This window comes from Klebsiella sp. 10 (genome assembly GCF_018223925.1).
GTDB lineage: Bacteria > Pseudomonadota > Gammaproteobacteria > Enterobacterales > Enterobacteriaceae > Klebsiella > Klebsiella pneumoniae.
This window is the reverse complement of record NZ_JAGRRB010000014.1, coordinates 149,206-156,617: the sequence shown is the minus strand read 5'-3', so window position 1 is coordinate 156,617 and position 7,412 is coordinate 149,206. Positions and strand designations below refer to the sequence as shown.

Below are 7,412 nucleotides of genomic sequence, written 5' to 3'. Positions count from 1 at the left end.
TCAAATCCGGCCCCCGCAACCAATCAAATTTGACAAAGTGAAGCAGTACGGTGACGCGGGGTGGAGCAGCCTGGTAGCTCGTCGGGCTCATAACCCGAAGGTCGTCGGTTCAAATCCGGCCCCCGCAACCAACATTACAAACACCCTCAAGGGTGTTTTTTTGTTTCTGCCGCCGGCAAAACCTCTGCCGAAAACGGGAACGGCCATTGCCGCCCCCATCTCCTGCTTACCCCTTCGGTAACACAATATTGCTTGCCGCCAGCATGCCCATGCGATGGTACATCGCGCAGGCCGCCTCGACGATCGGCATCGCCAGCGCCGCGCCGCTGCCTTCTCCCAGACGCATGCCCATATTGAGATACGGTTCGAGGCCCAGGTGCGCCAACGCGATACGCGCCCCCTTCTCCGCCGAATAGTGGGACGGGATCAGATACGGTTTCACCTCCGGCGCTATCTGACACGCCGCCAGCGCCGCCGCGTAGGAGAGAAAGCCATCCAGCACCACCGGCAGCCCACAGGACGCCGCCCCCAGCATGACACCGGTCATCCCCAGCAGATCGAAACCACCGACTTTGCTCAGCACATCGAGGCCATCATTCGGGTCGGGCTGATTGACGGCGATAGCCCGCCGCACCACCTCCACCTTGTTGCCAACCTTCGCCAGCGGCAGATTGGCGCCAATCCCGACCACCTCCTGCGCATCGCTGCCGGTCAGGACGCTGACGATCGCTGCCGCCGGCGTGGTATTGGCCATCCCCAGTTCGCCGACGCCAAACAGGGTAACGCCCTCCTGGGCCAGCGCGCGGGTGTAGCGCATCACCTCCAGCAACAGCTCCTGCCCCTGCTCACGGCTCATCGCCGGACCGCGGGCAATATTGCCGCAGCCCCGCGCCACCCGCATATTCACCACGCCGGGGAGCGGTTCGCTATCGATACCGACATCAATTACATGCACTTTCGCCCCGGCCTGGGCGGCGAGCACGCAGACGCCGGTGGTGCCGCGGGTCATATTTGCCGCCTGGATGGCGGTGACCGCCTTCGGCGAAATCGCCACCCCTTCGTCCCACACTCCATGGTCGGCGCACATCACCAGCAAGGCCTTTTTCGCCACCTGCGGCTGGCCGCCCAGGCCGGGCATTCCCGCCAGCTGCACCGCCAGCGCCTCCAGACGCCCGAGGCTGCCGGGGGGCTTGAGTAAGCCGTCGATGTGTTGCTGTGCCCGCGCCATGGCGTCGGCGTCCGGCGCGGGGATCGCCCGCAGAACCGTGTTTAAATTTTGCATACAGAATCCCTGCCAGGGCTGGCCCGGTCAGCCAGCGATTGAGTTATTTGATTTTGACGCCGATGCCGGAAACCACCAGCCAGACCGCATCCGCCGCGGCCGCCAGGCGCTGATTGACCCGCCCGGCAATATCGCGAAAATGCCGCGCCAGGCGGTTCTCCGGCACAATACCCATCCCCACCTCGTTGGTCACCAGCACGACGTGCGCCGGACAGCGCTGACAGGCGGCAATCAGCACGCCAATTTCGTCATCAATAGCCCGTTCCATGGCGGCGTAATCCCAGCCGTCGGGGTCGCTGTCGCCGCCGAGCGCGAACAGCAGGTTGGTGACCATGGTGGTGATGCATTCCAGCAAAATCGCCTCCGCTGGGGCGATAGCCGGGGTGATCAGTTCATCAAGCTGCTGCCAGCGCTCGGCGGTGCGCCAGTGGGAGGGCCTGCCGTCGCGATGATGCTGGATCCTTGCGGCCATCTCGTCGTCAAAGATTTGCGAGGTGGCGATATATAACACCTGCGGCGCATCGGCAATCAGCGCCTCGGCATGGCGACTTTTGCCGCTGCGCGCGCCGCCGGTAACCAGAGTCAGCATAGGGGCTCCTGATGTTGGCGCATGATGGCGTAAATTTTATCGATGGCGATATGTTCGCGCATGGCCTCGGCCAGCCGATCAAACTGGCGGGTTTTATAGCGGGCATACTCCAGGGCGCTGTCCAGCGGCGCCAGCCCTTTGCGCTGGCGCAGGCCGTTGAGCAGCGCCCGGGTAAAGGCATCGCTGTCGAACAGGCCATGGAGATAGGTGCCGAACGCCAGGCCGTCGTCGCTTATCGCCCCGTCGTCTACTGCCTGCCCCGCTTTATGCAGTTGCAGCAGGGGCGGGCAGCCTGCCTCGCGGCGCGTCTCGCCCATATGAATTTCGTAGCCACTGACGCGCAGCCCCGCCGCGTCGGCTAACCAATCCGGGAGCGCAGACCCCAGGGTCGCCTGCACCTGGGTGGTGGTTTTGTGCTGGGCGAAGTGGGTCACGGTCTTCAGCACCCCCAGCCCGGGCTGGGCGCCAAGGCCAGACTCCACCTCATCGATAATGGTTTCGCCCAGCATCTGATAGCCGCCGCAGATCCCCAGCAGCGGCACCTTGCGCTGCCGGGCCTGCTCGACCGCGTGCGCCATGCCGCTCTCGCGCAGCCAGCACAGATCGCCGAGGGTATTTTTACTGCCCGGGAGAATGACCAGGTCGGCGTCGGCCAGCGCCTGCGGATCGCGGACATAGCGCACCCGGACGTCTGGCTGCGCCGCCAGGGCGTTAAAGTCGGTAAAATTGGCAATATGCGGCAGGTGAACCACGGCGATGTCGATATCGCGCCGGTCGGTGCGATGGTATTTCCCGGCCTGCAGCGCGACGCCGTCCTCATCCTCGAGATCCACGTCAAGCCATGGCATAACGCCCAGCACCGGCACCCCGGTCAACGCCTCGATTTGCTCTATCCCGGAGCGCAGGAGCGCCACATCGCCGCGGAATTTATTGATGATCACCCCTTTCACCCGCGTCCGCTCCTGAGGCTGCAGCAGCGCCAGCGTGCCGTAAATCGCGGCAAACACCCCGCCGCGGTCGATATCGGCCACCAGGATCACCGGGCATTGCGCCATCTCGGCCATGCCCATATTGACGATATCGCGGTCGCGCAGGTTAATCTCCGCCGGACTGCCGGCGCCTTCCAGCACCAGCGCCTCATACTCTCCGGCCAGGCTCTGGTAGACCGCGAGGATCTGCTCGCGCAGGCGCGGCTTGTACTGGTGATAGCTCACCGCATCCATGCTGGTCGCCACCTGCCCCATCAGCACCACCTGCGCCTGACGGTCGCTGGTGGGCTTGAGCAAAATCGGATTCATGCGGACATCCGGCGCGATCCCGGCCGCTTCGGCCTGGAAAATCTGCGCCCGGCCCATCTCTTTGCCATCCGGCGTAATGCCGGAGTTCAGCGCCATATTCTGTGATTTAAACGGCGCGGTACGCAGCCCATCCTGATGAAAAATGCGGCACAATCCCGCCACCAGCACGCTTTTCCCAACGTCGGAAGCCGTGCCCTGCAACATCACTGCCAGCGTCATGACGCCTCCTTTATCGCGCCTATCGCGTTGTTGTGCATCCGCTGAAAAAACTCCGCCTCGGTTTTACACAGCGGCAGCCCCAGTTCGCTATGAAGTTTCACCAGCCACGGCTGCGTCAATCCCGCCCTGTCCATCGTCTCCGCGCAGGCAAATACCTCGCCGGGATCCCCCGCGGCCAGTACTTCGCCGTGACGCAGCACGTAAACGGCGTCGCTCACCTCATAGATCAGATCGATATCGTGGCTGGAGATCACCACCCGCCGCCCCTGCCCGACAATGCGGCGGATGATGGCGATCATCTGCGCCCGCCCGCGTGGATCGAGGCCCGCGGTGGGCTCGTCAAGCAGCAGGTAGCGCGCCTGCAGCACCAGCGCCCCGGCGATTGCCACCCGTTTTTTCTGCCCATGGCTGAGGCACTGGATCGGCTGCTGGCGAAACCCCTGGGCATCGACGAGGGTCAACGCCTCATCCACCCGGCGGGCGATCTCCTCTTCCGCCACCCCGAGGTTACGCAGACTAAAAGCGATATCGCTGTCGATATCGGTATAGAATATTTGCTGGTCCGGATCCTGAAATACCGTCGCCACCTGCTGGCGCAGCGCCAGCAGACCGCGCTTGCTGTAATTCAGCGCCTCTCCCTGCCACAGCACCGCCCCCTGCTGCGGGCGCAGCAGGCCGCTCAGGTTCATAAACAGCGTCGACTTTCCGCAGCCGTTGGCCCCCACCAGGCCGGTCACCGCATGGCGGGAAAAATCCAGCGTCAGCCCTTTAAGTACCGGCTCATCCTGATAGCGAAACCAGAGATCGGTTGTGGCAAGCATACTTATCCTTAGAGGTGAAAATCACCCTGGTACAATTTGATATCCAGCGCCGTGCTCATCTGCTGATAGCGCAGGAGGACGCGGGTGAACAGCAGTCCCACCAGCATCGCCAGCGAGCGATAGCCCTGCGGCACGCTACCATAGCCAAAACGCAGGGTTTGCGCGCGGTGAATCGCCATCGCCTCGTCCAACAGAATAAAAATGAAGCGCCAGGTCAGCAGGATCTGCTCCGTCAACAGCCGCGGTACGCGACCGCGCTTGAGCAAGATAATCAACTGTGGGAAAGGCAGATTAAGCACCAGCCAGAGCGTGGCCGCCATCGCTGCCAGGCTGCGCCAGAAGGTCTCCCCGGCCACGGCCAGCCCCGGAGCGGAAATCCCTATCGAGAAAGCGCCCAACCGAAAGCTCGCTAACAGCATCTGCGGGTCGCGGCTGACGCTGAACAGAATGGTCAGCACGCCGACCAGCAAAAAGCCAAAGGGTAGCGCCATCCAGCGGCACCAGCGCCAGAATGAGACCCGCAGCAGCCAGCAGGTCAGCGCGGCGGTCAGCGCCAGCGTCAGCGCCTGGCCCCACGCCGGCAGCGTAAAGGCCAGCGCCATCAGCAGTAGCCAGAGCAGAAACTTACGCTCTGGCGCCACCTGCAACCAGCGGCTCTGGTAGCTGAGTCGGTCAAACCCGGTCATCACGGCGCTGTCTGCCCCTCGCATATCCGAGAATGTAAAAAATCACCGCCGCGCCCAGCGAGCCCTGCAGGGTAAACAGCAGGCTCTCAATCTCGCCGCTCGCCGGTTCATATAGCGGCTGGAACCAGGGTTGATAATCCGGCGCCACCACCTGGATCTGGCTCTCCGCTTCGCCGTCCGAGCCGCCAAACTCGCCGCCGTGGTTAATAAAAAATGGCAGGATCATCAGGGCGGCCACCATCGCCAACAGGATCAGGGGTTTTTTCATATTAATGTCCCTCCGCGGCGATCAGCCGCCGTTTGGTTAGCTGATCGTAGATCATCACGGTGAGCAAGCCTTCCGCGATGGCGATCGGGATCTGCGTCAGGCAGAAGATGCCCATAAACTTGGCGATCGATCCACCTGCCCCGGTTGCCGGATCGGGAAAGGCCACCCCGAGCTGGACGGAGGTGACAAAGTAGGTCATCAGATCCGCCAGCATGGCGCAGAGAAAGACCCCGACATCGCGACGGATCCCCGCCCGACAGGCCAGCTTCCACACCAGATAGCCGACCATCGGGCCGATCACCGCCATCGACATCCCGTTGGCGCCAAGGGTGGTCAGGCCGCCATGCGCCAGCAGCAGCGCCTGGAACAGCAGAACGATCGCCCCCAGCACCGCCACCACGCCCGGCCCGAAGAGGATCACCGCCAGACCGACGCCGGTCGGATGCGAGCAGCTGCCGGTCACCGACGGGATCTTCAGCGCCGAAAGAACAAAAATAAACGCCCCGCAGAGGGCCAGCAGCACCTTCTGATTGCTCTCTTCCTGAACGATACGCCGCAGGCGCACCAGGCCGTACCACAGGCAGGGTAAAAACAGCAGCCACCACGCCAGCGCCCACATCGGCGGCAAAAAGCCCTCCATGATATGCATGGCGAACGCCTCCTGCGGGACGATGATCAGCAGAACAGCGGCCGCCAGCCCCCCATACGAAAGCTGCTTCAGCGATTTCACCTGATTCATTACGCCTCCTCCCACTGTTTGTTAACCAGAATGGTCGAGAAATAGGGCAGCGGCTGGTCATCGCTGACCTCGCGCAGACGGCGCCAGCACTGCTCGCCCGGCAGGGTGGCCTCTGACATCATCAGCGCCGCATCCAGCAGCCCCGCCTGCGCCAGCAGCGCCTTAATGCGGGCGAAGCGGCCGTAGACTTTCATCAGCACCAGACTGTCATGCTGGCGCAGCGCCGCGGCAATGTCCGCTTCCGGCGCGGTGCAGGAGATGACCGCCAGCGACTGCTGCTCCATGGCCAGCGGGGTTTTCGCCCGTGCGGCAATGGCGGCGAAGGAGGTAACGCCAGGGACAATCTCCAGCCACTCCGGGCAGCCAATCCGCTGCAGCAGAAAGACCCAGGTGCTGAACAACATGGCGTCGCCGAGGGTGATAAACCCGACCTGCCTGCCCGCCGCCACCTCCTGGGCCAGCGCCGCGGCAACGTCGTTCCACACCGCCTCTTTTTCCGCACTGTCGGCGCTCATCGGAAAATGGCAGCAGCGGACCTCCGTGTGTGCGCCCAGGTACTCGCGTACGATGGAGAGCGCCAGGCTGTCGCCGCCTTTGCGGCCGGCTGGCGCATACAGCACATCCAGCTGGCCGAGGATCCGCGCCGCACGCACGGTGATCAGATCGGCCGCCCCCGGCCCGCTGCTCAGGGCGTATAGTTTGCCGCTCATGCTGCTTTCTCCATCGTGTCGTTCAGCGCCTGCTGCAGATGGGCGACAAACATCGCCCGCACCGCCGGATTCTCCCCTAACCCGTTAAGCCATGGCGTGGCGGGGATACCGGCGGCATTGAAGCGGGTTTTCCACGAATCGTCTTCGTCGGAGGCCATATCATTAATGGCATGATCGCCGGCCACCAGCATCAGCGGCATCAGATGCACGCCGGTCACGCCCTGGCGGGAGAGTTCGTTAATGACGATGTCCACTTCGGGATAGCTTTCCACCGCCCCCACCCGCGCCGGAAAACCCTGCACCGCCATCATATGATCCAGACAGGCGTAGGCCGCGAAGGCGTGGTGGCTGGCGCCGTGCCCCATAAACACCACTCGCTCCGTCGCCGCCAGCGGCGGCATCTGCTGGCGCAGGGCCTGCATCAGCTGCACATAATCGCCATGACCGCTCAACAGCGGCGCGCCCAGCGTCAGACGCTGAAAGCGCGGGCGCATGCTCTGCACTTCGCGAACGATCTTCTCGTACTCGTCGCCGTTGATAATGTGCAGGGACTGGATAGCCACATCCTGGTATCCCTGCTCGGCCAGCTTTTGCAGAGCCTGCAGCGGAGTATCGATATGAATACCATCGCGCTGCTGCAGTTTGCGAATAATCATCCCCGAGGTGAAGGCGCGGAACAGCGTGCGGTCCGGGCAGCTGGCGGCCAGATCGCGCTCGCAGGCGGCGATGTTCTTCTCGCGGGTGTCGTGATAGCTGGTGCCAAAGCTCACCACCAGAAGTGCTTTTTTCATATCCTCTTC

The 7,412-nt window shown here is 63.2% G+C and carries 9 protein-coding genes and 1 tRNA gene; 1 reads left to right on the top strand and 9 read right to left on the bottom strand.

Annotation, left to right across the window (positions count from 1 at the left end; all coding sequences use genetic code 11):
* The first annotated feature begins 54 nt into the window (after window positions 1-54).
* A tRNA-Met gene (locus tag KHQ26_RS16575) sits at window positions 55-131 on the top strand.
* 95 nt (window positions 132-226) lie between these two features.
* On the opposite strand, the gene cobT is transcribed toward KHQ26_RS16575, so the two are convergent.
* From cobT to cbiK, 9 genes are read right to left on the bottom strand one after another with little or no spacing between them, the layout of a single operon-like run.
* Complete coding sequence (gene cobT / locus KHQ26_RS16570; RefSeq protein ID WP_004143920.1) at window positions 227-1,282, bottom strand: nicotinate-nucleotide--dimethylbenzimidazole phosphoribosyltransferase; 1,056 nt, start codon at window positions 1,280-1,282, stop codon at window positions 227-229.
* Between the two features lie 43 nt (window positions 1,283-1,325).
* Complete coding sequence (cobU, locus tag KHQ26_RS16565; RefSeq protein WP_020804168.1) at window positions 1,326-1,871, bottom strand: bifunctional adenosylcobinamide kinase/adenosylcobinamide-phosphate guanylyltransferase; 546 nt, start codon at window positions 1,869-1,871, stop codon at window positions 1,326-1,328.
* Window positions 1,865-3,388 carry a cobyric acid synthase gene (locus KHQ26_RS16560; RefSeq protein ID WP_020804164.1) on the bottom strand — a complete coding sequence of 508 codons (1,524 nt, stop codon included), beginning with the start codon at window positions 3,386-3,388 and terminating at the stop codon, window positions 1,865-1,867. The genes cobU and KHQ26_RS16560 overlap by 7 nt, the downstream gene beginning before the upstream one ends.
* Complete coding sequence (locus KHQ26_RS16555) at window positions 3,385-4,209, bottom strand: energy-coupling factor ABC transporter ATP-binding protein (RefSeq protein WP_002915614.1); 825 nt, start codon at window positions 4,207-4,209, stop codon at window positions 3,385-3,387. Before KHQ26_RS16555 ends, KHQ26_RS16560 begins: the two co-directional genes overlap by 4 nt.
* Window positions 4,210-4,217: 8 nt before the next feature.
* Window positions 4,218-4,895 (bottom strand): energy-coupling factor ABC transporter transmembrane protein, encoded by a 678-nt coding sequence (locus tag KHQ26_RS16550; protein WP_009308551.1) that lies wholly within the window; start codon window positions 4,893-4,895, stop codon window positions 4,218-4,220.
* Complete coding sequence (locus tag KHQ26_RS16545) at window positions 4,882-5,163, bottom strand: energy-coupling factor ABC transporter substrate-binding protein (RefSeq protein ID WP_020802373.1); 282 nt, start codon at window positions 5,161-5,163, stop codon at window positions 4,882-4,884. The genes KHQ26_RS16550 and KHQ26_RS16545 overlap by 14 nt, the downstream gene beginning before the upstream one ends.
* Window position 5,164: 1 nt before the next feature.
* Entirely contained in the window at window positions 5,165-5,902 is a 738-nt protein-coding gene (gene cbiM, locus KHQ26_RS16540) for a cobalt ECF transporter S component CbiM (RefSeq protein WP_004143926.1), read from the bottom strand.
* Window positions 5,902-6,612, bottom strand: coding sequence for a cobalt-factor II C(20)-methyltransferase (locus tag KHQ26_RS16535; protein WP_002915624.1), 711 nt, complete (start codon window positions 6,610-6,612; stop codon window positions 5,902-5,904). The genes cbiM and KHQ26_RS16535 overlap by 1 nt, the downstream gene beginning before the upstream one ends.
* The gene (gene cbiK / locus KHQ26_RS16530; protein ID WP_004174588.1) at window positions 6,609-7,403 is read right to left on the bottom strand and encodes a sirohydrochlorin cobaltochelatase; all 795 of its coding nucleotides are present in this window, start codon (window positions 7,401-7,403) and stop codon (window positions 6,609-6,611) included. The genes KHQ26_RS16535 and cbiK overlap by 4 nt, the downstream gene beginning before the upstream one ends.
* Between the last annotated feature and the right edge of the window lie 9 nt (window positions 7,404-7,412).